Genomic DNA, 23867 nt, shown 5'->3' with positions numbered 1-23867 from the left:
GGGCGCGCCATGCAACGCAAGGCAGAGTATCCACAGCCGCAGATGGAGCTGGAACAGCAGCGCGACGCCACGCCCGGCTTCGAGCCGAAAGGCAGTTTCGGCTTCATCCGCTACCTGGAGCACGGCTTTCCGAATTCGCTGGTGCGCTGGCATTACCACGACGAGTATGAGCTGCACCTGATCGTCGAGAGCAGCGGCAAGGTGTTTGTCGGCGACTACATCGGCCAGTTCGCGCCCGGCCACCTGGTGCTGACGGGGCCGCGCGTGCCGCACAACTGGGTGTCGCTCGGCACGCCCCCGGGAGGCGTGGCCTTGCGCGACATGGTGATCCAGTTTTCGCACGCGCCGCTGGCGTCGATGGCCGCCGCCATGCCCGAGTTGAAGGATATTTTCCCGCTGCTGCAGCGCGCCCTGCACGGCGTGGAATTCTTTGGCGTCAGCGAACAGTCGCTGCGGCGCTTCCGGCGCATCCGCGACTGCAGCGGCTTGCCGCGCCTGATCGAATTTTTGAGCCTGCTGGGCGAACTGGCGCAGACCAGCGACTACCAGCTGCTGTCGATGGTGCCGATGCAGTCGAGCGACGACGACGTGGCCCTGGCGCGCATCAGCTCCGCCATCAACTTCATCGTGCACAATTACAGCAGCCAGTTTTCGCTGAAACAGCTGGCCGAGCAGGTGGACATGCCCGAGCGGACGTTTTCGCGCTTCTTCCGCCACGCCACGGGGAACAGCTTCACGGACTTCGTCAACCGCCTGCGCATCAACAAGGCGTGCCAGCTGCTGATGGAGACGGAGCGCTATGTCAGCAACATCTGCTACGAGGCGGGATTCAACAACGTGGCCAATTTCAACCGGCGCTTCCTGGAATTGAAGGGCATGACGCCGAAGGAGTTTCGCCAGCAGGCGCTGGGCCGTTTTGGCGAGTGAGGCTTTTTGAGGTACATTGGATGGCACAGGCGGGGACAGCCTGGGAGAGACGAGCATGGAACACCTGTGGCAGAAGGACAGCGAGCGCAAGGCGCCCGAACTGGAACGCGAAAGCTATGACGGCATCATCAATTACCTGGAACACGGCTATCCCAGCTCGCGCGTGCGCTGGCACTGCCATGAAGAGTACGAGCTGCACCTGATCGTCGCCACCAGCGGGCGATTGTTCGTGGGCGACTATATCGGCGAGTTTTCGCCCGGCCACCTGGTGCTGACGGGCCCGCGCCTGCCGCACAACTGGATTTCCAACGTGATGCCGGAAGGCGGCGTGGCCCTGCGCGACATGATCGTGCAATTCGCCCACGCGCCGCTGGCGGGCGCCGCGCGCGTCATTCCCGAATTGCGCGAGCTGTTGCCGCTGCTGGAGCGCTCCAGCTATGGCGTGGAGTTTTTCGACATGGGCGCGGAAGCGGAGCGGCACCTGGCGCGCATCCGCGTCACGCATGGCGCCGAGCGTTTCGCCGAATTCGTGCAACTGATGAGCAAACTGGCGCGCACGGCCAACTACCGCTTGCTGTCGAGCGCCTCCCTGCGTTCGTACGACGACGATGCGACTCTGGCCAAGGTCAATTCCGTCCTCAACTACATCACGGACAATTACCGCGAGCCGATTTCGGCGGAAATGCTGGCCGAGCAGGTGGGCATGTCGCTGAGCAAATTCTCGCGCTTCTTCCGCAAGGCGACGGGTAACAGTTTTACGGATTTCATCAGCCGGCTGCGCATCAACAAGGCGTGCCAACTGCTGATGGATACGGACCAGTATGTGTCGAACGTCTGCTACGACGTGGGTTTCCAGAACGTGGCCAACTTCAACCGCCGCTTCCTGCAGGTGAAGGGCGTCACGCCGAAGCAATTCCGGCGCCAGGCCGATGGCCGTTTTGGCGGCATCGGCGGGCCCGTGGCGGATATGCCACAGGCCTAGCCGCTGTCATTGCCTTGTCACTTTGATTAGTTATGCTCCACGGCTACTCCACCCACCTTAGCCGAGGAATGCATGAATACTGCCGTAACGCCTATCCCGAAACTGACCCTGTTGGCCATCGCCGCCGGCCTGGCCCTGGCCGCGTGCGGCGGCAGCGACAATCCGCCGGCGGAGCCTTCCAAGCCCGTGGCGCAGACGGGCGTGTTCCTCGATGGCGCGGTGGAAGGACTCGATTACGTGGCGGGCAGCGCGGCCAAGGCCAGCACCAATGCCAAGGGCGAATTCGTTTGCAATCCGGGCGAGACGGTCGCCTTCAGCGTGGGCGGCCTGGCCCTGGGCTCGGCGCCGTGCGGCGCCGTCGTCACGCCGCTGGCGCTGGCCGCCAGCACGAATGTGGCGGACGACAAGGTCGTCAACCGCCTGCTGGCGCTGCAATTGCTGGACGATGACAGCGATCCGTCGAACGGCATCAGGCTGACGGCCGAAGTGAAGGCTGCGCTGGCCGGCAAGACCCTGGACTTCGCCGCCGCCCCGGCAGCTTTCAACGCGGCCCTGGCCGCGCATCTGGCAACGGTGGGCGCGAAATTCGCCGGCCGCACGGTCGATGCGGAGCGCCGCGCCCTCGTGCGCGAGCATTTCGAAGACACTTTGGCTTCGAAAGCGGGCGCGCCCGTCAATGAAGCGCTGACGCAAGCCAATCCGGTGGGCGAAGTGAAAGTGACCGTGACGCGCTACCAGATCCAGGCGGCCGATAAATTCTACGTGCCGTACGAAGGCGCGAACGCGAAGATCAAGGGCGAATTCCCGAACGGCTTCCTGCCGTCGTACGGCTCGGGCCTGGCCTACAAGGGCAAGAATGCGGCCGGCGACCTGGAATTCTATGGCTTGACGGACCGCGGCCCGAACGGCGACGGCCCGCTGGTACCCGACCCTTCTGGCAAGGGCACCATCGGCAGCAAGATCTTCCCGTCGCCCAGTTTTACCCCGTCGTTTGGCGTGATCACGGTGGGCAAGAACGGCGCCGTGCTGGCATCGAGCACGCCGATCAAGGTGTCGGCCGCCGTCAACAGCTCGGGCTTGCCCGTGCCCGTGGGCGCGGTCGGCAATTCGGCCGAGATTCCCGTCATGGATGCGATGAAGTTCGATGCTAGCGGCAAGGCCGTCTTCAACGCGGGCGGCCTCGATTCGGAAGCCATCGTCGTCGATGCGAAGCGCAATGCGCTGTGGGTCTCGGACGAATACGGCCCCTTCATCATCAAGATCGATGCCGCTACGGGCGTCATCCAGGCCAAGTACGAACCGGGCAAGGGCTTGCCAACCCTGTTCGCCAAGCGCCGCGCGAACCGCGGCATGGAGGGCATGACCCTCGATGCGAGCAACGACAAGCTGTACGCCTTCCTGCAAAGCCCCTTGAGCGACGGCACGGCCATGTATTCGGTGACGAAGAAGGCGGAGCAGGTGGAGCGCTTCGCCCGCTTCACGCGCTGGATCGAATTCGACCCGGTGACGGGCACCAGCGGCAAGATGTATGCGTATCCGCTCAATGCGGCCGACTACCAGGATGGCCGCACGGGCAACGCCAAGCTGGGCGACATGGTGGCGCTGGGCGGCGGCAAATTCCTCGTCATCGAGCAGGGCGCCGCGCCGTCGGGCAAGGTCTTCAATAAACTGATGCTGGTCGAATTGAAGGGCGCCACGGACATTTCCGCCGCCGCCTTCAACGCGACGACGTCCGACCTGGAGAAGAGCAGCATGGGCGGTGCTGGCGTCAACGGCGCCGACTGGGCCGCCGTCACGCCGCTGAAGAAAACCCTGCTGCTGGACTTGAACGCCATCGGCTGGGCGGCGGAAAAGGCGGAAGGCCTGACCCTGATCGACGACTCCACCATCGCGCTGGCCAACGACAATGACTTCGGCCTGAAGACGAAGATCTTTGACGCGAATGGCGTGGAAGTCGATGGCGCTGACGTCACGAAGTGCACGGTCGATGCCAACGGCACCATCGTCACCAGCAGCGCGGCCGGCTGCAACGCCGCCAACACCATCCGCGTGGCGCGCGGCGACGACCGCGAGCGTCCTAGCCGCTTGTGGATCGTGAAGTTCGCCAAGGCGCTCAATACGTATTGATGGCGTATTGATTTGGCCTAATTGATGGATGAAAAAAAGCCGCACAGTGCGAACTGTGCGGCTTTTTTACGCTGGAACAGGCTTACTTTTTAGTGTAGGTGTTGAGCCAATCGAGCACCGTGTGATGCCACAGCAGCGAATTGGCCGGTTTCAGCACCCAGTGGTTCTCGTCCGGGAAGACCAGCAGCTTGCTCGGGATGCCCTGGCGCTGCAGCGCCGTGAAGGTGCCCAGGCCTTGCGCGGTAGGGATGCGGAAATCCAGGTCGCCCTGTACCACCAGCATCGGCGTCTTCCAGTTTTTCACGAAGTTGACGGGGTTGAACTGTTCGTGCTTGGCCGGCGCGTCGTAGTACGGGCCGCCGTTTTCCCACTCGGTGAACCACAGTTCTTCCGTCGCGTAAGCCATGCCGCGGTTGTCGAACACGCCGTCGTGGTTGACCAGACACTTGAAGCCATCCGGCCAGTTACCGGCGATCCAGTTCATCATGTAGCCGCCGTAGGACGCGCCCAGCGCGCAGCTGCGCTCGCGGTCCAGCCACGGGAACTTCTTGGTGGCCGCTTCCAGGCCCTTCTGCAAGTCGACCAGCGGCTTGCCGCCCCAGTCGCCGCTGATGGAATCCGTGAATTTCTGGCCATAGCCGGTCGAACCGTGGAAGTCGATGAAGACGGTGGCGTAGCCGGCGCCCGCATACACTTGCGGGTTCCAGCGGTAGCTCCAGCTGTTGCCAAAGCTGCCTTGCGGGCCGCCGTGCACCAAAAAGGCGACCGGATATTTTTCGCCGGCCTTGGCGTTCCATGGCTTCATGACGTGGCCGTAGACGGTTTCGCCATTCGCGCCCGCGAACGAGAACTGTTCATATTCGCCGAAACGCACGTCGGCCAGTGCCGCCGCATTCTGCTTCGTCAACTGCACCATCGGCGCGTTTTCCGACTTCGCGTCGAGCTTGCGCGTGTACAGCTGCGCGCCCGAGGCCAGGCTGGCTTGCGCCAGCACGATGGTATTGCCGCGCACGTCGAAGTCGCCTACGGCGCCCTTGCCCGTCAGCGCAGCGACCTTGCCGCTGGCCGCGTCGATGTGGAACAAGCGGTGCTGGCCCACGTCATCGGCGGCGACGAGGAAAGCCTTGCTGTCCGGCGTCCAGCGGAAGTCGGCCACGGAACGGTCCCAGTCATCGGCCAGGGTGCGCTTCTTGCCGGTGGCGACATCCATCAGCACCAGATGAAAACGGTCCGCTTCGAAGCCCGGCTTGGTCATGGCGACATAGGCCAGGGTGCGGCCATCGGGCGAGTAGGTGGCTTTCGCATCCCAGGCCGGATTGTCGGCCGTGAGGTTGCGCGGCGCCTGGCCGCCGGCGGCAGGAATCGTGTAGACGTCGAAGTTGGTCGACCACGATTCCGTGCGGCCGGCCACGCGCACGGAGAAGGCCACCGTCTTGCCGTCCGGGCTGAAGTGGTATTCGCCATTGTCGCCGAACGGTTTCGAGGGCGCGTCGCCGTCGAGGGTGCCGCTCAGGCTGACGGGCGCGGCGCTGACCTTGCCCGTGGCGTCGATCGGCGCCGAGTACAGCGCGTTGCGGCGGCCATCGGCCCAGGTATCCCAGTGGCGCACGAACATCTGGTCGTAGACCATGCCGCTGGCCTTGTTTTTCGCTTTGTCATCGAGGCGCTTCTTCGTGCAGGCGAGGTCCGCGCAATCGAGGAAGACGCCCATGCTGAAGGCCAGGCGGTCGCCCTGCGGCGACAGGCGGTAGGTGTCGACGTCCAGCGCCAGGTCGGTGACCTTGGCCGCTTCGCCGCCGTTCAGGGGCAGCTGCCACACTTGCGAGGAGCCGGAGCGGCCGGACAGGAAGTAGATGGCGTCGCCGTTCGGCGACCATTGCGGGTCGCTGGCGCTGGCATCGCCGCGCGTGAGCTGGCGCGGCGCAGCGTTCGGCGCGCGCAGGTCGATCATCCACAGCTGCGTGTTGCCGCGGTTCTTGTCCAGGTTGGTGGTGCGCACCGTGTAGACGACGCGCGTGGCGTCCGGCGACAGCACGGGGCTACCCACGCGCTCCATGGCAACCATGTCTTCCACGGTGAAACCGCGCGGCGCGGCCAGGGCCGGCACGGCGGCGGTGGTGGCCATGGTGGCACTGAATGCTCCCAAGAGCAGCAGACGTAAACTCATTCAAACTCCCGATTTTTATGACGACGTTATCGATATGGTATTGATGTGGCCGGCTGTACCGCCGGCAGCCCGACATCATAGCAATAAAGACGCGCCTGCTGCGGGAGTTGACCGCCGGTTAGCCGGCCGGCAGTGCCAGTTGGTCGAGCGCCACGTGGCCCAGGAAGCCGCCCTGGCTGGTGGCCGGCAAGCCGTCCTCGATGGCGTGGGCAAAGCGGATGCCGGGGTCCTGTTCCAGCGCCGCCAGCACGCGTGCCGTGTCCGGATAGTCTGCCAGGCGCGCCAGCTGCAGCGGTTCGGCCCAGCGCGCCGTGGCGGCCAGGTAGGCGTCGGCGATGGTGGGGGCGGTATCGGAAGCGAGCCAGGTGCGGCCGGCGAGCAGGCGCTCCAGGTGCGCCAGGCTTTTGTTGACCTTCTCGACGGCCATCTCGCGCCAGACGGCCGCGCGCGCGTCGGTTTCCGGCGCGCGCGACGCCTGGAAGGCGGGCATGAAGGCCGCGTGGAACGTCGTGTGCAAAAAGGAGAGCACGCTGTTCAGGCGGTCGTATTGCGGCGTGCCCTGCGCAAAGCCCAGGCCGCTATTGGGTGCGCGCGCGGCGATATGCAGCAGGATCGCCATGCTTTCCAGCAGCGGCGTGCCCGCGTGCGTGAGCAGGGCCGGCGTCTGGCCCAGGGGATTGATGGCGAGAAAGGCGGGATGCTGTTTGCTGGCCGGGTCGCGCGCTTCCACGCGGGCAAGTTGGTACGGCAGGCCGCTCCATTCGAGGGCGGCGATGGCGGCGAACGAGCAGCCGAACGGCACGCTGTAGATCAGGGTGGTTTCCAAGTCGATACTCCTTGTGGGATGGGGGAAGGGCAGTCTAATCGTGATGGTTACTATTTGGAAGAAGGCAGAATAATGTGGTATAGATACATTTTTTATACCAGGTGGGAAGCCAACCATGAAAGACAATGTCTCCGGCTGCGCCGTGGAGGAAGCCATGCGATTGCTGGGCGGGCGCTGGCGCATCGTGCTGCTCAGCTATCTGATGGCGGGGCCGAAGCGCTTCAGCGAAATCCGCCGCGCCGTGCCGAATATCTCGCAGCGCATGCTGACCCTGGACTTGCGCGCGCTGGAAGAGGCGGGCTTGCTGACGCGCACGATTTACGCGGAAGTGCCCGTCAAGGTGGAATACCGGCTGACGGACGAGGGCTTGCGCTTGCGGGAGCTGGTCGAGATGCTGCGCGCCATCGGCTTGCGCCTGCGCGGACAGGCGGACGGGGGCGGCGCCTTTCTCGCGCCCGATGGCGACGATCATTCTCAATAGAAACAACTGTCTTTATGTAAAGTGCTAGACTGCCGGCCTTTGCTCACTACTCTCGATTCCCATGCGCCTGACTTCCCTCGCCCTGACCGCCGCCGCCCTGTTTGCCGCCTTGCCGGCCCAGGCGGCCACCATGCCGACGCTCGAACAAATCCACGCCGCCGTGCAGGTGGGCGTGGCCAAGACCCGGGCCAAAATGCAATCGACTGTGACGGTACCGATCGCCGTCAAGGTCACCAGCTTGACCGGCTGCCAGGATTCGCAGGAAGTGCCGGGCGAAGTGGTGTGCCTGGTCGCCATGAGCGGGGGCATGCGCGATGCTTTCATGGTGCTGCCGTTGCGTAACGAGAACGGTACCTGGGTGGGCGTCGAGCGCAAGGATGCCAAGTTCGCGGGACCGTCGCCGGCCGAGGCGCAAGCCATGATACGCGCCTGGGCCAAGGAAGAAGTGGCGCGCAATCCGGAAGCGGCCAAGGATGTGCAGATGCAGGAAGCGCAGAGCACCATGCAGGTCAAGGCCGTCAACGAGTGCGAGGTCAAGCGCAAGACGGGCTATCTGGTGTGCGATACAGAATTGAGCGTGCCGAGCCGTCCGGAAGCCATCAAGACGGAACTGACCTTCATGCTGGAAAACGCCAACTGGCGCTACGTGCCGCGCTAAGCCGCCGCGTTGTTTGCCGCCGGGACAGTCACGCTGTTCCGGCACCGTTCCCGCCATCCCCCTGCGGCCACGCTGCCGCCTGCAATATTTGCAGATTCGCAAGGCAATTTCGCCAGTGAAAATTGCCGATTTAAATTAATAATTAGATATTAAAATTAATGTATCGGTGCAGATTGTCGCCGGCTTCCTGCCGCCTTGCATTTGCCCGCTTCCCCGTGCCTGCACGGGCTACTTTTGAGGATGTGACCATGCGACTCAATCTTCCCGTCAGCGATACCGAAATCAACCTGAGCGATACCGAGACCATCGTCTCGACTACCGACTTGCAAGGCAATATCACCTATGCCAACCCGTATTTCATCGCCGTCAGCGGTTACAGCGCGGAAGAATTGATCGGTGCGCCGCAGAACATCCTGCGCCATCCCGACATGCCGGTCGAAGCGTTTGCCGATTTCTGGGCCACCATCCGTTCGGGGCGCTCTTGGAGCGGCATGGTGAAAAACCGCTGCAAGAATGGCGATTACTACTGGGTGCTGGCGAACGTGACGCCGGTGGTGGAAGACGGCGTGGCCGTCGGCTACATGTCCGTGCGCACCAAGCCCACGCGCCAGCAGGTGGCGCAGGCCTCGGCCCTGTACGCGCGCATCAAGGCGGGGCAGGCCGACGGCATCGTCATCAGCCAGGGCGCGGCCGTGCGGACGGATTGGCTGGCCAGGTTCGCGCGCCTGCGTGACTTGCCGCTGGGCAAGCGAATCGGCTGGAATCTGGGCTTGCTGAGCCTGGTATTGCTGCTGCAACTGGCGTGGAATGCGGGCCTGCTGCCGGCCGGCGCGGCCGGCTGGCTGACGGGCTTGTCCGTGGCGGCCTTGGGCGCGACCCTGTATTTCTGGTACAGCCTGCACCGCGCCGTGCTGCAACCGTTGCAGCAGGCGCGCCAGGCTTGCGACGTGATGGCGGGCGGCGACCTGACGGGCGAGCTCGATACGACGCGGCGCGACGAAATGGGGCAACTGCTGCGCTCCCTGCGCCAGCTGCGCGTAAACTTGCATTCCATCGTCGGCGACGTGCGCGGCAATTTCTTGCGTATCAGCATGGCCAGCCAGGAAATCGCCGCCGGCAATATGGACTTGTCGGGCCGCACGGAAGCGCAGGCGTCAGCCCTGCAGCAGACGGCGTCGAGCATGGAGCAGCTGGCGGCCACGGTGCAGCAAAACAGCGGCAACGCCGTGCAGGCCAGCGACATGGCGGGCAAGGTCCACGGCCTGGCCGGGCGCGGCGGCGAGATCGTCGGTCAGATGGTGAGCATGATGGCCGATATTGACGCTTCATCGAAGAAGATCGGCGACATTACGGGCATTATCGAAGGCATCGCCTTCCAGACGAATATCCTGGCCCTGAACGCGGCCGTGGAAGCGGCGCGCGCCGGCGACCAGGGGCGGGGCTTTGCCGTGGTGGCGGGCGAAGTGCGCAGCCTGGCCCATCGCAGCGCGGCGGCGGCCACGGAAATCAAGCAATTGATCACGGCGTCGTTGGCGCAGGTGCAGGCGGGCGCGAAGCTGGCCCAGCAGGCGGGCGCCAGCAGCGCCGAAATGCTGGGCGCCGTGCAGGGCGTGCACGGCATCATGGAAGAGATCGCCTCCGCTTCGCGCGAGCAAAGCCACGGCATCGGGCAAGTCAACATGGCCGTCACGCAGATGGATGAAGTCACGCAGCAGAACGCGGCGCTGGTGGAGGAATCGGCGGCCGCCTCGGCGTCGCTGCAAGACCAGACCTTGCAGCTGGAGCAGGCGATGGCCTTGTTCAAGCTGGAACGGCGGCGCGGCGGCCAGACAGGCTCCGCCACGCCCCCGCGCACGGGGGAGCGCCGGCGTGCTACAGCAGGCGCTCTGACAACGCCTTGAAGGGAACCTTGGGCACGAGAAAGGCAAACGGCTGGGAGACGGGCGGCAACTGCGCCAGCAAGCCGCAGTCGGCGCGCAAGGCTGTCAGCGCTTGTACTTGATCCAGATCAACGGGCAAGTCGATTTCGCCGAAGACCAGTTTGCCGTTGCGCGGCACGTGCGCGATGGCCGCATCCTGGCAGGCGAGGAAGGCGACGGCGTCGCGCCAGTTGCCGAACAGCGCTTGCCAGCCGGCATCGAGGGCATGGTCGGTTGCGATGTCCGCCTGCACGTCCAGCGATGGCGCGCTGCCGTTGCCGCTGGCAATGCTGCAGCGCGCTTGCGTGGCCGTGACTTCCAGCGTCATGCCGGCGGCCAGGTGGGTCGGCAGGATGTCGCTGAACAGCCGCGTGCCCAGCGCATGCGGCAAGCTGTCCATGATGTTTTTCAGAAAGTACACGCAGGGCACTGCCGGCGCGCCCGCTGGCGTGTGGTCCAGATATACACGCCAGTTGCTTTGCAACGGAGACGGCAGCATCCGGCGCAGGGGGCCGAGCAGGGCCGGGCCGAAATGCCCGTGGCGGTAGGTCAGCACGGTAAATGGCGTCTTGCCGTCGCGCTGCCACAGGGGCACGCCGGCGGGTAGCAGTTGCTGCGCGGCAGCGGCGTCGACCAGCCAACTCACGTAGACGACGTCGCGCACGTCGCTATGCAGCGTCAGGAAGGGCAGGCGGGACATGATCGCGTGGCGCGTGTTGGCAAAGCGCGTGGAATTGGCGAGCGCGGCAAACAGGCGCCCCGGCCAGCCCGCGCGCGGGTGGCGGTAAGTGTTGTCTTGCAATTAGGAACTTTCGGGGTAGATACCGGGGGAATACGCTGATGCAAAAGCGCCCGTCCACATCATCGCGAGCGGCAGCGATGTGTGGCCGAGACGCGCAGCTGTGCTGGAGCACAGCGAGCATCGCAGGCCGCACAGGGCGCCGCGCAGCCGATGTGGGCGGGCGTCACTATTATTGCATGTGCCAGCCGTGGCTCACGACGATCGACTGGCCGCTCAGGGCGTTCGACGGGAAGGCGGCCAGGAAGACGGCCGTTTGCGCCACGTCCTGCGTGGTGGTGAATTCGCCGTCGATGGTGTCTTTCAGCATGACTTTCTTGATCACGTCTTCTTCGCTGATGTTCAGCTGGGCCGCCTGTTCGGGGATTTGCTTGTCCACCAGCGGCGTGCGCACGAAGCCGGGGCAGATGACGTTGGCGCGGATGCCATCCTTGGCGCCTTCCTTGGCCACCACCTTGGCCAGGCCCAGCAAGCCGTGCTTGGCGGCAACGTAGGCGCTCTTGAAGGGCGAGCCTTCGTGCGAGTGCACGGAACCCATGTAGATGATGGCGCCGCCGCGGCCCGCCTTGATCATTTCGCGCATGCAGGCGCGCGTGGTGAGGAAGGCGCCGTCCATGTGAATGGCCAGCATCTTTTTCCATTGATCGAACGGGTAGTCGACGACGGGGCTGATGATCTGGATGCCCGCATTGCTGATCAGGATATCGATGCCGCCGAAGTGGGCGGCGGCATCGGCCACGCCCTTGTCCACTTGTTCTTCGCTGGAGACATCCATGGCGACGGCAAACGCCTGGCCGCCCGACTGCTTGATTTCCTCGGCCGTCTTGCTGGCCGCTTCCAGGGCCAGGTCGGCGATGACGACCTTGGCGCCTTGTTTCGCGTATTCAATAGCCATTTCCTTGCCGATACCACTGGCGGCGCCGGTAATCAGTGCGACTTTGTCTTTGAGTTGCATATTAATCCTTTGCATTGCGGGTTGGAGTGATCGTGGAAAACCTGACTATGCCAGTATAGCCAGAAAACGCGCCGCGCATGCCCCGCGCACGCCTATGGGGCTTGCTGCCGGTCAAGCTGCCTCTCTTGTATTTCCTGCAAGCGCCAGGCGCCGGGATTGGTACCCGCCCAGGTGCGGAACGCGTGATTGAACGCGCTTTGCTCCTGGTAGCCGAGCAGGAAGGCGATGTCGACCAGCGACAAATCCGGCGCGCGCAGATAATCGCGCGCCAGGCCGTACCTGGCCTGGTCCAGCAGGGCCTGGAAGCTGGTGCCCGCGTCGGCCAGCTTGCGCTGCAGGGTGCGCGGCGTGACGGCCAAGGCGGCGGCAACGGTGGCCAACCGCGCCGAACCGTGGCGCAAGCCCGCGACGATGGCCGCGTGGACTTGCGCGTCGATGGCGCCGCCAGTGTCGGTTTCGGCCTGGCGCTGCGCCAGCAGTTGTTCCGCATGCTGGCACAGCACGGGGTACAGGCTGACGTCGGCGTTCGGCACGGGCCAGTCCAGCAATTGCGCATCGAAGGTGGCCGTGTTGGCAGGGGCGTTGAAGGCGGGCAGGCTGCCCAGCACGCGCACATATTCGTCGCGGTGCGCCGCGTGGCGCAGCAGGTCGCCGCCGCCATCGTGCGTGAATGCCAGCCGGGCCGGCGGCAGCGGCATGCCCGCCAGCCAGTCGCCGCACACGCGGATGCCGGCAAAGACGCTGTCGACCAGGTGCCGGCTGGCGCCCGGGTAATTGCTTGCCCAGCGGTAATGCGCGACGGCGCCGTCGCGCTGCAGGGTCGAGCGGCCCAGGTCGTGCGCCAGCCGTTCATAGCGGGCCGTCTGTTCCAGTGCCTGGCCCACGTTGCTGCAACTGAGCAATATCAAACCGTAGGCGCTGTAGGTGCCCATGCGCACGCGCTGGCCCACGTGCAGGCCGAAATGCGCATCGCCCGCCAGTTGCGCGCCCGCATCGAGCAGGCGCACGTAGTCGCACGCGGCCAGGCTGGCTGCGGACGCTTCCAGGCTGTGCGGCGCCACGCCGGCCGCCTGCGCCAGGGCGGCAACGGGGATGCCGTGCGCGCCGGCCGCTTCCAGCAGCGGCTGCAGATAGGCGCCGGCGACCCGGCCTTCAGTGCTTGTCATGATGGAACAATGCGATTGTCATGAAAAACCAATACCCTTGGCCTGTGGCGGCATATGCTGTTGAACAGGCAAGAACAGTATAGCAAGCCGCCGTGGCGCGCAACTGGCCGAACACAGGGGATGTCGATGCAACGCTGGAATGGCTGGGGAGACGAGAGCATCACGTATGCGCTGAGCGAGGACGCGCTGGCCTTCCTGGGCGAGCGCCTGGGGCCGGGCAGCGCCATCGTCGACGCCACCTTCGACGACGCCTGCGCGCAAGTGCCCGCTTCGCGTCTGGCGCCGCATCCGCTGATCGACACACAGCCTGCCACGCGCGTGCGCCATGCGCTCGGTCAAAGCCTGCCCGACTGGTTTAAATTACGCCATGGCCGCATCGGCGCCGTGCCCGATGGCGTGGCCTTTCCCGGCAGCGCGCTGCAGGTGCGCCAGCTGCTCGCGTATGCGCGCCAGGCGTGCGTGGCCGTGATTCCCCACGGTGGCGGCACCAGCGTGGCCGGGCATTTGACGGTGGCGGCGGGACCGCGCCCCGTGCTGGCGCTGAGCCTCGTGCGCCTGTGCGCGCTGGGCCACCTGGACCGCGAAGCGCAGCTGGCCACGTTCGGCGCGGGCGTGTATGGCCCCGACCTGGAAGCGCAGTTGCGCGCGCACGGCTACACCCTGGGCCACTACCCGCAGTCGTTCGAGTATTCGACCCTGGGCGGCTGGATCGCCACGCGCTCGTCGGGCCAGCAATCGCTGCGCTATGGCCGCATCGAGCAGCTGTTTGCGGGCGGCGAAGTGGAAACGCCGGCCGGTACCTTGAGCATTCCCACGTTTCCCGCTTCCGCGGCTGGTATCGACCTGCGCGAAATGGTGCTTGGCTCCGAAGGGCGGCTGGGCATCCTGACGCAGGCCACGGTGCGCGTTTCGCCGCTGCCGCCGTATGAAGCGTTCCACGCCGTGTTTTTCGCCGACTGGGGCCAGGCGCAAGCGGCCGTGCGGGCGCTGGCCCAGTCGCGGCTGTCCTTGTGCATGCTGCGCCTGTCGAATGCGCTCGAAACGCAGACCATGCTGACCCTGGCCGGGCACAAGAAGCTGGTGGGCTTGCTGGAGCGCTATTTGTCGCTGCGCGGCTGCGGCGAAGGCAAGTGCATGCTGATGCTGGGCGTCAGCGGCGAAACCGGGCCGGCGCGCGCGGCCCTGCGCGGCGCCCTGGCGCTGGCGCGGCGGCACAAGGGCGTGCACGTGGGGCGGCACATGGGCGACAAATGGAAGCAGGGGCGTTTTCGCAACGTTTACCTGCGCAACGGCGCGTGGGAACACGGCTATGTCATCGACACGGTGGAAACGGCCGTCGACTGGCCGCGCGTCACGGCGATGATGGCGGCGCTGGAGCAGGCGGGCACCAAAGCGCTGGCGCGGCATGGCGAGCAAGTGCATGCGTACACGCATCTGTCGCACGTGTATGCGCAGGGGGCCAGCGTCTACACTACGTATGTGTACCGGCTGGCGCCGACCTTTGAAGACAACATGGCGCGCTGGCGTACGTTGAAAGACGCGGCCAGCGCCGCCATCGTCGCCAACGGCGGCACCATCAGCCACCAGCATGGCGTGGGCACGGACCACGCGCCGTGGCTTGCGGCGGAAAAGGGAGAGCTGGGCATCGCCGCCATGCGCGCGCTGCTGCGCCAGTTCGACCCGCAGGGCATGATGAATCCCGGCAAACTGCTGCCCGAAGCGGGAGGCGGCTTGTGAACGGGGCAAGGCGCCGCGACGGGCTGTCCGCGCTGTTGGCGCGCGAGTGGGATATCTTGATCGTCGGCGGCGGCATCACGGGCGCCGGCATCCTGCTGGAAGCGGCGCGGCGCGGCTTGACGGCGCTGCTGGTGGAGCAGCGCGATTTCGCCTGGGGCACGTCGAGCCGCTCCTCGAAGCTGGTGCACGGCGGCTTGCGCTACCTGAAGCAGGGACAGTTCGCGCTGACGCGCGAATCGGTGCATGAGCGGCAAGCCTTGCTGACGGATGCGGCGGGGCTGGTCGAGCCGCAGGGCTTTGCCTTTGGCGATTACACGGGCCGGAAGCCGGGCCGGCGCCAGTTCATGCTGGGCCTGGCCATCTATGACGTGATGGCGGGCCGGCGCGCGCGCCGCTATGTCGATGCGGCGGATTTCGCCATGCTGGCGCCGCATGTCAACCGCGATGGCCTGCGGGGCGGCATGCTGTACCAGGACGCCAAGACGGACGATGCGCGCCTGGTGCTGCGCGTGCTGCAGGAGGCGCGCCGCCATGGCGGCGTGGCCGTCAATTACCTGGGCGTGGACTCGCTGCTGCGCGACGATGGCAAGGTCGCCGGCGCCACCTTGAACGATGCGGTCGATGGCAGGGCACTCACTGTGCGCGCGCGCCTGGTGATCAGCGCCACGGGCGCCTGGGCCGACGGCTTGCGCGGCCAGGTGGGAGAGCCGCCGAAACTGCGGCCCCTGCGCGGCAGCCATCTGCTGTTGCCGGCCTGGCGCCTGCCGCTGGCGCAAGCCGTCAGCCTGATGCACCCGCACGATGGCCGCCCCGTGTTTGCGTATCCCTGGGAGGGCGTGACCCTGGTGGGCACCACCGATGTCGACCATGGCGCCAGCCTGGACCTGGAGCCGGCCATCACGCGCGGCGAACTCGATTATCTGCTGGCGGCGCTGCGCTGGCAGTTTCCGCAGCTGGCGCTGTGCGAAGACGATGTGCTGGCCACGTTTGCCGGCGTGCGCCCCGTGATCGACAGCGGCCAGCTTGACCCGTCGAAGGAAGCGCGCGAACATGCGCTATGGCTGGAAAACGGCTTGCTGACGGTGGCGGGCGGCAAATTGACGACGTTTCGCGTGATTGCCCTGGACGCATTGCGCCGCGCCGCGCCGCTGCTGCCGGGCTGGCAGGCGGATTTGCGCCCCTTGCCGATCTTTGACCCGTCGCCGCCCTTGTCGGGCAAGGCGTTGGCGCTCGATGGCGAGCAGCGCGAACGCCTGCTGGGCCGTCATGGCGCGGCCGCGCAAGCGCTGTGCGATGCGGCGCAGGAGGGCGAACTGGCGCCGGTTCCCGGCACGCAGACCTTATGGGCGCAGCTGCGCTGGGGCGCGCGCAACGAGGACGTGCAGCACTTGGACGACTTGCTGCTGCGGCGCACGCGCCTCGGTTTGCAGCTGGCCGGCGGCGCGCTTGCTATCATGCCGCGCCTGCGCGCCGTCTGCCAGCAGGAACTGGGCTGGGACGATGTGCGCTGGGAGGAAGAGCAGCAGCGCTACCTGGCCCTGTGGCGCCGCCATTACAGCGTGCCGCAAGGCGAATGAAGCAATGATAAAAACAGCGATAAATGCGGCGATACAAGCAGCGATAAGAATATAAAAGAGGAGAGCATCATCGAAACTACCCTGTTTGGCCAGCCCCTGGCGCTGGGCGACGCCCGCATCACCTACGACAGCCTGTCGCCGCTGGACTTGCGCCAGAGCGTGGACGTCCTCGTCGACGACCTGGGCGAAGACCTGCTGCAAATCACGTGCGCGAATGGCGACATCGTCGACGTGGGCTGGTATCCGGCCTGGAATGCGCAGGGACGCTTGCGCGTGGTGGCCGTGCGGGGACAGGACTGGGACGCGCCCGTGTTCAGCGCGCAGCCGGACAAGGATTCGCAGGCGCTGCTGCAGGCGCTGCGCGCCGCGCTGGCCAGCGTGGGCTGAGCCATGACCTCCGCGGCGGGCGACGGCCCGTATATCCTCTCCATCGACAATGGCACGCAAAGCGTGCGCGCGCTGCTGTTCGATCGGGACGGCAAGCTGGCGGCCAAGGCGCAAGTCTTCCTGGAAGCGTATTACTCCGACCACCCCGGCTGGGCCGAGCACGACGCCGACGGCTACTGGCAAGCCGTATGCGAAGCGTGCCAGCAGCTGTGGCGCGGCACGGACATAGCCAAATCCTCGGTGGCCGGCGTGGCCGTGACCACGCAGCGCGGCACGGTGGTCAACGTGGATGAACATGGCGCACCGTTGCGGCCCGCCATCACCTGGCTGGACCAGCGCAGCACGCGCGACATTCCCCGGCTGGCGCCATGGTGGCGCGCTGCCTTCCGCGCCACGCGTCTCGACGGCACGATACGCTACTTCCGCCGCGAGGCCGAGATCAACTGGATCAGCGCGCACCAGCCCGACATCTGGCGCCGCACGCACAAATTCCTGCTGCTGTCGGGTTTTTTGAACCACCGGCTCTGCGGCAACTACGTCGATTCGACGGGCTCGCAAGTGGCGTATATTCCCTTCGACTACAAGCGCCACGCCTGGGCCGGGCGCTTCGACTGGAAATGGCAGGCGCTGGCGATTCGACGCGCCATGCTGCCCGAGCTGGTAACGCCGGGCACGCGCATGGGCGCCATCACCAGGGCCGCCGCCGCAGCGACGGGCATCCTGGAAGGCACGCCCTTGCTGGCGGCGGCCGCCGACAAGGCGTGCGAGGTGCTGGGCGCCGGCTGCGTCGAACCGCACGTGGCGTGCCTCAGCTACGGCACCACGGCCACCATCAACACGACCAACCGCAAATATGTGGAAGTGACGCGCTTCATTCCGCCGTATCCGGCCGCCATGCCGGGCGCCTACAGCACGGAAGTGCAGATATTCCGCGGCTACTGGATGGTCAACTGGTTCAAGGAGCAGTTCGGCGACCGCGAACGGGCGGCGGCGGCCGAATATGGCACGGGCTTGTCCGCCGAAGCGCTGTTCGACCGCCTGGTCGAGGCCGTGCCGCCCGGCTCCATGGGCCTGATGCTGCAGCCGTACTGGAGTCCCGGCATCAAGGTGCCTGGACCGGAAGCGAAGGGCGCCATGATCGGCTTTGGCGACGTGCACACGCGCGCACACATCTATCGCGCCATCCTCGAAGGACTCGCGTATGCGCTGCGCGAAGGCAAGGAGCGCATCGAGCAACGCAGCGGCATCGCCATCACGGAGCTGCGCATCGCGGGCGGCGGTTCGCAAAGCGATGCGGCCATGCAGCTGACGGCCGACATCTTCGGCTTGCCCGCCGCGCGCGCCCACGTGTATGAAAGTTCGGGCCTGGGCGCGGCCATCGCCGCTAGCGTGGGCCTGGGCTGGCATGCGGACTTTCCCGCCGCCGTGCAAGCCATGACGCGCAAGGGCAAGGTATTCCAGCCGGATCCCGGGCACAGCAAGGTCTATGAAAAACTGTACCGGCGCGTGTACCGCAAGATGTATGCGCGGCTGCAGCCCCTGTACCGCGAAATCGCCGACATCACCGGCTATCCTGAAAAGTGACCGGCTAGCGCAGGACGAGCGCCTTGACCGTTTCCCAGGCCGCGCTGCCCGATTGCGTGACGCGCACCTGGTTGCGGCCCCCTTCCTTGGCCACGTACAGGGCGCGGTCGGCGGCGACGAACAGCGCTTCGCGGTCGTCCAGCTGGTGCGGGCAGATGGTCGCCACGCCGATGCTGACGGTGATCCACGGCGAGGTGATCGATCGCGGGTGCGGCAGTTGCAGCGCCTCGATGTGCGCGCGGATGGCTGCGGCCAGGTGCAGGGCGCCTTCGGCATCCGTGTCGGCGAACAGCAGGACGAATTCCTCGCCGCCGTAGCGGGCAGCCAGGTCGCCGGGGCGTGCGGCGTGCGAGGCGATGGCTTGCGCCACCTGCTGCAGGCAGCTGTCGCCGGCCGGATGGCCCAGGCTATCGTTGTACAGCTTGAAGTGGTCGACATCGAGCACCACCAGCGACAGGACGCCGCCGCCGCGCACGGCGCGCTGCCATTCCTTTTCCAGGAAGCTGTCGAAATGCCGGCGGTTGGCGATCTGCGTCAGCGGGTCAAGATAGGCGGCGCGCTGCAAGGCGTCTTCCGACTGCTTGTGGTGCGTGATGTCGTGCAGCAGGCCGATATACAGGGGCTGGCGCAGATACATGGGCGTCAGGGTCAGGTCCATGCTCAGCGCCTCGCCGTTGCGGTGGCGGATCGCCACTTCGCGCGTGCCGTGGTTGTGCGCTTTTTCCGGATTGGCCGCGTGCATGGCGAAGTAATCGAGGTATTCCTGCGTCACCAGGGGGCTGAGCAACTCGCCGATGGAGCGCCCGGCCAGTTCGTTTTCGCGGTAGCCCAGGTACTGGTCGCAGGCGGGATTGGTGTACTGGATGCGGCCATCGGCTTCGATGATCAGCAAGCCCTCGGCCATGTTGTTGACGATGGTGCGCAGGCGCTCGGCCTGTTCCTGCTGGGTTTCATTGTTGCTGCGGATTTGCAGCTGGGCGCGCACGCGCGCGCACACTTCGGCCATGCGCAGCGGCTTGCTGATGTAATCGACGGCGCCGCAGTCGAAGCCGGCCACCACGTCTTCCGTTTCCGTCTTGGCGCTCATGAAGATGACGGGGATACCCTGCGTCAGCGGGTGCTGCTTGAGGCGGCGGCACGTTTCGATGCCGTCCATGTCCGGCATCAGCACGTCGAGCAGGATCAGGTCGGGGTGGGCGCGCTGGGCGATCACCAGCGCCCGTTCGCCGGACGTGGCGACATAGGTTTGATAGCCTTGCTCGCTCATCAGTTTGCGCAGCAGCTCAAGGTTGGCCGGCGCATCGTCGACAATCAAAATGGCGGCCTCGCGCCGCTGGGAATGCTCCACACTGCCTGGACTCATTGCTTCCGGCCTTCTCGATGTACTTTGCGATGCCAGCGATTGCTGCACTTTCGGTGATGCTGACCGGGTTCAAATCTGCGACAGCGGTCAAATCATACCGCCTTGCCAATTTTTTGGGTAAAAAAATCGACGTTGCGCGAGGTGATAAAATATTATTTTTATGCTATTTTTAAAAATAAATACACGCAATTGCTGTCGTGAAGGCGGTTTTTGGGCGAAAAAGACGCGTGCCCCCTGGAGCTGGGGCAGCTGGGACACGCCCCGCGGCAGGCGGGGCGTGGGGAGTGCGATTACATTTTTGCGGCGATCAGTTTGCCGAGGATGGCGATGCCTTCGCGGATGCGTTCCGGCGGCACCGTCACGAACGACAGGCGCAAGGTGTGCGTTTCCGGCGTGTTGGCGTAGAACGGCGCGCCCGGCACGAAGGCGACCTTGTTGGCGATGGCTTCATCGAGCAGTTTCATCGCATCGATGTGCTTCGGCAGGGTGACCCAGATGAACATGCCGCCTTCAGGCTTGGTCCACGTGACGCCGGCCGGGAAGTGCTCTTCCAGCGCCGACAGCATGGCCTGGCACTGGTTGCCGTACAGGCTGCGGATGCTGGGGATATGCCGGTCCAGGAAGCCATCCTTGATCACTTCATGCACGACCATCTGCGTCAGTTGCGACGTGTGCAGGTCGGCCGCCTGCTTGGCCAGTTCCAGGCGGCGCACCAGCGGCATCGGCGCCACCACGTAGCCGAGGCGGATGCCGGGCGTGAGCACTTTCGAGAACGAGCCCATGTAGATCACGCCGTCCGGATTCATGTTGATCATCTTCGGATACGGTTCGCCGCTGTAGCTCAGGGCGCCGTACGGATCATCTTCAATCAGCGGCAGGCCGTGGCGGGCGCAAGTTTCCACCAGTTCCACGCGGCGCGCCACGGACAGGCTACGGCCCGTCGGGTTCTGGAAGTTCGGCAGCGCGTACAGCAGGCGCGCACCGTCGGCGACGGGGTTGATCGACGACGGCACCAGGCCTTCGTCATCGGTATCGACGGAAACGAATTCGGGACGGTAGACGGAAAACGCCTGCAGGGCGCCCAGGTAGCTGGGGGTTTCCACCAATACCTTGCTGCCTTCGTCGATCAGGACCTTGCCCAGCAAGTCCAGTGCCTGCTGCGAGCCGGACGTCATCAGCACTTGTTCCGGCAGGATGGTGCTGCCGTTGGCGGACAGGGAATCGGCGATCCACTGGCGCAGCGGCAGGTAGCCGTCGGTCGGGCCGTATTGCAGGGCGACCTTGCCATTGTTCGACAGGACCTTGTCGAAGGCGGTCTTCATTTCTTCCACGGGGAAGGTGGCGGGCGAGGGCAGGCCGCCGGCAAACGAGATGATCTCGGGACGCTGCGTGATCTTCAGGATTTCGCGGATGAACGAGCTTTGCAGCTGTTCCGCGCGTTCGGCAAAGCGCCATTGGATCGGATTCGGATTTTCAATTTTCATACGAGTCTCACAGAAGATGCCGAGCTGCGCCGGCTGGATTTGTTGGCCCGCTTGTGGCGGTGCGTGCGCAAGCGGCGCCGGATAGGCGTCGCCATGGTGCTGCGGTATTGTACGGCTTGCACGCCGCTCTGCCCATCCGCACGCGTAACGGCGTTGCAAATGGGCGTCAGGGAGCGTTACTTCAGCTTGCGCCCGATCCCCACCACGGCGATCACGGCGCCCGCAAACAGCAGGCTTTCACCCGTCAGGGGTTCGTGCAGCAGCACCGCCGCGCCCAGCAGGGTGAGGAAAGGCTGCAGCAACTGCGTCTGTCCCACGCGCGCCACGCCGCCCAGCGCCATGCCCCGGTACCAGAAAAAGAAACCGATAAACATGGAAAACACGGAAATATAGGCAAAGCCCAGCCAGGCGGCGGCGCTGGCCTGCGCCATCAGCGCGCGCTGCGGCCAGGCGTTCCACAGCACCACGGGCAAGACAAATGGCACGGCCAGCAGCAGCGCCCAGGAAATCACATGCTGGCCCGGCATGGCTTGCGCCAGGCGCCCGCCTTCGGCATAGCCGAGCGCGGCCAGCAGCACGGCGGCAAAGATTAGCCAGTCGGCCAGGTGGAAGCTGCCGCCGCCCTGGCGCAGCGCGAAGGCCACCACCAGCGCCGTGCCGAGCAGGGCCATCAGCCAGAAGCCCGGCGATGGGCGCTCCTTGCCGCGCAGTACGGCAAACACGGCGGTGGCCAGCGGCAGGATGCCCACCAGCACGGCGCCGTGCGAGGCGGGCAAGCTGCGCATGGCGATCGACGTCAGCCAGGGGAAGCCCAGTACGCAGCCCAGCGACACGAGCGCCAGCGGCAGCCATTGTTCGCGGCGCGGCATCGGCGCGCGCTGCTGCCATAGCCACAGGCCGGCCAGGACGGCGGCCACCAGGGCGCGGCCCAGGGCGACGAAGGTGGGGTCGAGTTCGGCCACCGCCAGCCGCGTAAAAGGCAGGGTCAGGCTGAAGAGGGCGACGGCGATCAAGCCCAGCAACAGGCCGGTGCGGTCGGCGCCGAGGCGCGGTGGATGGTTGGAAACGATGGTGCTGGTGTGCGAAGGCATGGGATTCCCGAGGCTGGCGTGACAAGGTATGGGCATGGATTAAACTGCCCGATACTGCTATCCTAGGGTGCAATAGCAATACAGTACAAATACACTTCCACGCATAATTTCACATACTGTGATGGTCATATGAGCAATACACTCCCTTTGCTGTCGCGCGTCTCGGGCGAAACCCTGATCGACCAGATCGTGCGCTCGCTGGCGGCGCGCATCGACGATAAGCTGCTGCGCGGCGGTGCGCGCATGCCGTCGATCCGCCAGTGCGCCGCCAGCCTGAGCGTGTCCTGCGCCACGGTGGTGGCCAGCTACGACAAGCTGGTGGCGCGCGGCTACCTGGAATCGCGGCGCGGCGCCGGCTTTTTCGTGTGCGAGCGCTCGCCGTTGAACACCCCCTTGCCGCCCGCTGGCGCGCAGGATGCGGCGGCGCAGCCGATGGACGTGGTGTGGCTGATCCGTAACATGTTCCGCCAGACGCCGGCCATCCCCGCGCCAGGCTCCGGCATGCTGCCCGCCGAGTGGCTCGATGGCGACCTGGTGGCGCGCGCCTTGCGCGACGTCAGCCGCCAGCCCGGCAGTTTGCTGCTGGGCTACGGCGCGCCGCAGGGTTTCCTGCCGTTGCGCCAGCAGTTGCAGCTGAAGCTGGCGGGGCTGGAAATCGGCTGTCCGCCCGAGCAGATCGTCACCACGGTGGGCGTGATGCAGGCGCTGGACCTGGTGGCGCGCGAGTTTGCCCGTCCCGGTGAAACGATTTTCGTCGACGATCCCGCGTATTGGCTGATGTTCGGCGCTTTTGCCGCGATGGGCATGAATGTCATCGGCATCCCGCGCTTGGCCGACGGCCCCGATATCGCCGTGCTGGCCGAGCTGGCGGCGCTGCACCGTCCCAGGCTGTACGTGATCAATTCGGTGCTGCACAATCCCAGTTCGACGTCGCTGTCGGCGGCCAAGGCTTTCCAGGTGCTGCGCCTGGCCGAACAGCACGATTTCCTGATCGTCGAGGATGACATTTATTGCGACATGCACCCGGGCGGCGCGGTGCAGCCGGCCACCCGCCTGGCCGCGCTGGACCAGCTGCGCCGCGTAATTTACCTGGGCGGCTTTTCCAAGAGCCTGGCGGCGAACCTGCGCGTGGGCTTCATCGCCACCTCTGCGGAGCGGGCGCAGCGCCTGGCCGACCGCAAGATGCTGGCAACGCTCACCACCAGCGACATCGGCGAGCGCGTGGTGTATAAAATCCTCTCGCAGGGGCTGTACCGCAAGCATGCGGAGCGCCTGCGCGCGCGGCTCGACAAGGTGCGCGAGGGTACGTACCGCAAGGTCGAGCAGGCGGGCTTGCGCTTCAACCCGGCATCGGCGGGCATGTTCGTGTGGGCCGATGCGGGCTGCGACACGAATGTATTGGCCGAAAAGGCGCTGGCCGAGGGCTTGGTGCTGGCGCCGGGCAGCCTGTTTTCGCCGCGCCAGCTGCCGTCGACCCGCATGCGCCTGAACCTGGCCACGGTGCAGGACGAGCGCATCTGGGCGTTTTTCGACCGCGCACTGGGGTAAACTGGACATTGCAGGACATTCGGCTGGGGCTCTTGAAATCGCTTGTACCATCCCCAACTCCGTAGAATCCGTCCCATCCACAAGACTAT

19 protein-coding genes are annotated in these 23867 nt (G+C 65.6%); 11 read left to right on the top strand and 8 right to left on the bottom strand.

Annotation, left to right across the window (positions count from 1 at the left end):
• The first annotated feature begins 9 nt into the window (after positions 1-9).
• The 3 genes from O3298_RS18475 to O3298_RS18465 all read left to right on the top strand — a co-directional run bounded on the left by O3298_RS18475 (position 10) and on the right by O3298_RS18465 (position 4036).
• Positions 10-927: an AraC family transcriptional regulator gene (locus O3298_RS18475; protein WP_305060212.1), complete on the top strand. Its 918-nt coding sequence runs from the start codon at positions 10-12 to the stop codon at positions 925-927.
• Between the two features lie 55 nt (positions 928-982).
• Entirely contained in the window at positions 983-1909 is a 927-nt protein-coding gene (locus tag O3298_RS18470) for an AraC family transcriptional regulator (RefSeq protein WP_305060211.1), read from the top strand.
• A gap of 72 nt (positions 1910-1981) precedes the next feature.
• Positions 1982-4036, top strand: coding sequence for an esterase-like activity of phytase family protein (locus tag O3298_RS18465; RefSeq protein ID WP_305060210.1), 2055 nt, complete (start codon positions 1982-1984; stop codon positions 4034-4036).
• 82 nt (positions 4037-4118) lie between these two features.
• Here the strand turns inward: O3298_RS18465 and O3298_RS18460 are convergent, their stop codons facing one another.
• Entirely contained in the window at positions 4119-6203 is a 2085-nt protein-coding gene (locus tag O3298_RS18460) for a prolyl oligopeptidase family serine peptidase (RefSeq protein ID WP_369811603.1), read from the bottom strand.
• Positions 6204-6321: 118 nt separating this feature from the next.
• A complete protein-coding gene (locus O3298_RS18455) occupies positions 6322-7029 on the bottom strand; it encodes a glutathione S-transferase family protein (protein WP_305060209.1) in 708 nt (235 codons plus the stop codon).
• A 115-nt stretch (positions 7030-7144) separates the two neighbouring features.
• Here O3298_RS18455 and O3298_RS18450 point away from each other — a divergent pair, with 115 nt between their 5' ends.
• From O3298_RS18450 to O3298_RS18440, 3 genes are all read left to right on the top strand, one after another.
• Entirely contained in the window at positions 7145-7510 is a 366-nt protein-coding gene (locus O3298_RS18450; RefSeq protein ID WP_099380591.1) for a helix-turn-helix domain-containing protein, read from the top strand.
• Between the two features lie 61 nt (positions 7511-7571).
• On the top strand, positions 7572-8168 hold the full coding sequence (locus O3298_RS18445) for a hypothetical protein (protein WP_305060208.1): 597 nt from the start codon (positions 7572-7574) through the stop codon (positions 8166-8168).
• A 248-nt stretch (positions 8169-8416) separates the two neighbouring features.
• Positions 8417-10069 (top strand): PAS domain-containing methyl-accepting chemotaxis protein, encoded by a 1653-nt coding sequence (locus O3298_RS18440; RefSeq protein WP_305060207.1) that lies wholly within the window; start codon positions 8417-8419, stop codon positions 10067-10069.
• Here O3298_RS18440 and O3298_RS18435 read toward each other — a convergent pair.
• The 3 genes from O3298_RS18435 to O3298_RS18425 form a co-directional block, all read right to left on the bottom strand.
• Positions 10041-10889: a DUF2071 domain-containing protein gene (locus O3298_RS18435; protein WP_305060206.1), complete on the bottom strand. Its 849-nt coding sequence runs from the start codon at positions 10887-10889 to the stop codon at positions 10041-10043. The genes O3298_RS18440 and O3298_RS18435 overlap by 29 nt on opposite strands.
• A 169-nt stretch (positions 10890-11058) precedes the next feature.
• The gene (locus O3298_RS18430; protein WP_034777971.1) at positions 11059-11841 is read right to left on the bottom strand and encodes a 3-hydroxybutyrate dehydrogenase; all 783 of its coding nucleotides are present in this window, start codon (positions 11839-11841) and stop codon (positions 11059-11061) included.
• 92 nt (positions 11842-11933) lie between these two features.
• A complete protein-coding gene (locus tag O3298_RS18425; RefSeq protein WP_305060205.1) occupies positions 11934-13007 on the bottom strand; it encodes an AraC family transcriptional regulator in 1074 nt (357 codons plus the stop codon).
• 126 nt (positions 13008-13133) lie between these two features.
• Here O3298_RS18425 and O3298_RS18420 point away from each other — a divergent pair, with 126 nt between their 5' ends.
• The 4 genes from O3298_RS18420 (at position 13134) to O3298_RS18405 (ending at position 18292) form a co-directional block, all read left to right on the top strand.
• Positions 13134-14744: an FAD-binding oxidoreductase gene (locus tag O3298_RS18420; protein WP_305060204.1), complete on the top strand. Its 1611-nt coding sequence runs from the start codon at positions 13134-13136 to the stop codon at positions 14742-14744.
• Complete coding sequence (locus O3298_RS18415; protein WP_305060203.1) at positions 14741-16321, top strand: glycerol-3-phosphate dehydrogenase/oxidase; 1581 nt, start codon at positions 14741-14743, stop codon at positions 16319-16321. Before O3298_RS18420 ends, O3298_RS18415 begins: the two co-directional genes overlap by 4 nt.
• Before the next feature lie 159 nt (positions 16322-16480).
• The gene (locus O3298_RS18410) at positions 16481-16708 is read left to right on the top strand and encodes a hypothetical protein (protein WP_305060202.1); all 228 of its coding nucleotides are present in this window, start codon (positions 16481-16483) and stop codon (positions 16706-16708) included.
• A 3-nt stretch (positions 16709-16711) separates the two neighbouring features.
• A complete protein-coding gene (locus O3298_RS18405; protein WP_305060201.1) occupies positions 16712-18292 on the top strand; it encodes an FGGY-family carbohydrate kinase in 1581 nt (526 codons plus the stop codon).
• 4 nt (positions 18293-18296) lie between these two features.
• Here O3298_RS18405 and O3298_RS18400 read toward each other — a convergent pair whose 3' ends face one another.
• The 3 genes from O3298_RS18400 to O3298_RS18390 all read right to left on the bottom strand — a co-directional run bounded on the left by O3298_RS18400 (position 18297) and on the right by O3298_RS18390 (position 22230).
• Positions 18297-19655, bottom strand: a complete 1359-nt coding sequence (locus tag O3298_RS18400) for a diguanylate cyclase domain-containing protein (RefSeq protein ID WP_305060200.1) — start codon at positions 19653-19655, stop codon at positions 18297-18299.
• Positions 19656-19945: 290 nt separating this feature from the next.
• Entirely contained in the window at positions 19946-21139 is a 1194-nt protein-coding gene (locus O3298_RS18395) for a PLP-dependent aminotransferase family protein (RefSeq protein ID WP_305060199.1), read from the bottom strand.
• A gap of 176 nt (positions 21140-21315) precedes the next feature.
• Positions 21316-22230, bottom strand: coding sequence for a DMT family transporter (locus O3298_RS18390; protein ID WP_305060198.1), 915 nt, complete (start codon positions 22228-22230; stop codon positions 21316-21318).
• Positions 22231-22359: 129 nt separating this feature from the next.
• Here O3298_RS18390 and O3298_RS18385 point away from each other — a divergent pair, with 129 nt between their 5' ends.
• Positions 22360-23778 carry a PLP-dependent aminotransferase family protein gene (locus O3298_RS18385; RefSeq protein WP_305060197.1) on the top strand — a complete coding sequence of 473 codons (1419 nt, stop codon included), beginning with the start codon at positions 22360-22362 and terminating at the stop codon, positions 23776-23778.
• Positions 23779-23867: the final 89 nt, after the last annotated feature.

The sequence above is a fragment of the Janthinobacterium sp. SUN137 genome (genome assembly GCF_030587265.1).
In the GTDB taxonomy this organism is placed as follows: domain Bacteria; phylum Pseudomonadota; class Gammaproteobacteria; order Burkholderiales; family Burkholderiaceae_D; genus Janthinobacterium; species Janthinobacterium kumbetense.
The sequence above is the reverse complement of the archived record's forward strand: the minus strand, read 5'-3'. Positions and strand labels throughout refer to the sequence as shown.

Coding starts and splice junctions, on each gene's coding strand:
- O3298_RS18390 (WP_305060198.1), bottom strand. CDS start 22,230: ATGCCTTCGCACACCAGCACCATCGTTTCCAACCATCCACCGCGCCTC.
- O3298_RS18440 (WP_305060207.1), top strand. CDS start 8,417: ATGCGACTCAATCTTCCCGTCAGCGATACCGAAATCAACCTGAGCGAT.
- O3298_RS18430 (WP_034777971.1), bottom strand. CDS start 11,841: ATGCAACTCAAAGACAAAGTCGCACTGATTACCGGCGCCGCCAGTGGT.
- O3298_RS18450 (WP_099380591.1), top strand. CDS start 7,145: ATGAAAGACAATGTCTCCGGCTGCGCCGTGGAGGAAGCCATGCGATTG.
- O3298_RS18475 (WP_305060212.1), top strand. CDS start 10: ATGCAACGCAAGGCAGAGTATCCACAGCCGCAGATGGAGCTGGAACAG.
- O3298_RS18400 (WP_305060200.1), bottom strand. CDS start 19,655: ATGAGTCCAGGCAGTGTGGAGCATTCCCAGCGGCGCGAGGCCGCCATT.
- O3298_RS18420 (WP_305060204.1), top strand. CDS start 13,134: ATGCAACGCTGGAATGGCTGGGGAGACGAGAGCATCACGTATGCGCTG.
- O3298_RS18405 (WP_305060201.1), top strand. CDS start 16,712: ATGACCTCCGCGGCGGGCGACGGCCCGTATATCCTCTCCATCGACAAT.
- O3298_RS18395 (WP_305060199.1), bottom strand. CDS start 21,139: ATGAAAATTGAAAATCCGAATCCGATCCAATGGCGCTTTGCCGAACGC.
- O3298_RS18470 (WP_305060211.1), top strand. CDS start 983: ATGGAACACCTGTGGCAGAAGGACAGCGAGCGCAAGGCGCCCGAACTG.
- O3298_RS18445 (WP_305060208.1), top strand. CDS start 7,572: ATGCGCCTGACTTCCCTCGCCCTGACCGCCGCCGCCCTGTTTGCCGCC.
- O3298_RS18385 (WP_305060197.1), top strand. CDS start 22,360: ATGAGCAATACACTCCCTTTGCTGTCGCGCGTCTCGGGCGAAACCCTG.
- O3298_RS18425 (WP_305060205.1), bottom strand. CDS start 13,007: ATGACAAGCACTGAAGGCCGGGTCGCCGGCGCCTATCTGCAGCCGCTG.
- O3298_RS18465 (WP_305060210.1), top strand. CDS start 1,982: ATGAATACTGCCGTAACGCCTATCCCGAAACTGACCCTGTTGGCCATC.
- O3298_RS18460 (WP_369811603.1), bottom strand. CDS start 6,203: ATGAGTTTACGTCTGCTGCTCTTGGGAGCATTCAGTGCCACCATGGCC.